Annotated in this window: 1 protein-coding gene and 1 pseudogene; one reads left to right on the forward strand and one right to left on the reverse strand. The window is 31.6% G+C overall.

Translation table 11 applies throughout. From position 1 onward, the window contains the following. Nucleotides 1–304, reverse strand: a 304-nt coding sequence (gene surE, locus FUA24_RS23635; protein WP_317131974.1) for a 5'/3'-nucleotidase SurE, incomplete at its 3' end; no start/stop codon positions are given. A 166-nt stretch (nucleotides 305–470) separates the two neighbouring features. On the opposite strand from surE, the pseudogene FUA24_RS23640 reads away from it, so the two are divergent. After that, nucleotides 471–987, forward strand: a pseudogene (locus FUA24_RS23640) (tail-specific protease); the annotation flags it as partial.

Here is a 987-nt window from a genome sequence, read left to right on the forward strand (position 1 = left end):
CGTGATTAATACCTGAAACACAAAGGTCTGGTTTCCGGGTAAGCAATTCTCTATTGGCAAGTTTTACACAATCTGCGGGTGTGCCAGAGCAGCTGTATTCTTTTTGTGGTCCGTCATCAAAAGTAACTTTGTTAACATATAGTGTGGCATCAACTGTAATAGCGTGTCCCATGCCGCTTTGTGGGCTATCGGGTGCAACTACCACAACATCGCCAATGGTATTCATAACACTAATTAAGGTTCTAATTCCGGGGGCGTTTATGCCATCATCATTTGTTACAAGTATAAGCGGTTTTTTTGTCATGAATAGAATGTAAATAACATGTGCTAAAATACATAATTTCATTAGGAAACAGGCATTTTCTTCGGTTTAACAAAAAATTAGGCCATTTTGCAGTTATTGGCATAGTTTTTTCTTTATTTTAGTGAAATATTACTATTGTATAATAGAACTATTTAAACATTAACTGATGAAAAAAATTATGAAAAGGAATTATAAAGTTCTATCGTTATTACTGTTGTTGGCCTTTGCTTCATGCAGTTTTACAACCAAAACATTTGATAATCCAGATAAAGATAAATTACTGGTACAAATAATAACCTTTGTTTTAGAGCGAGGGCATTATGATCCTATTGCAATGGATGATAACTTTTCTCAAGAACTTTTTGATGATTATATTGAAACTTTAGATCCTTTTAAACGCTACTTCTATGAGTCTGACATTAAGGATTTTGAAAAATATAAATTACAGCTAGATGACCAGTTAAAAGCTACTGATGTTACATTTTTTAATGAAACACACGAGCGTTTAATTACAAGAATTCGTGAAGCAAAAGAAATTTATAATCAAGTTTTAAGTGAACCATTTGATTATACCATAAATGAAAGTTTTGATACAGATTATGATAAAGATGATTTTGTAAAAAACAAAAAGCAAATGAAAGAACGTTGGAGAAAGCAATTAAAATTTTCAACACTTTCAAACT

The organism is Seonamhaeicola marinus (genome assembly GCF_008085455.1).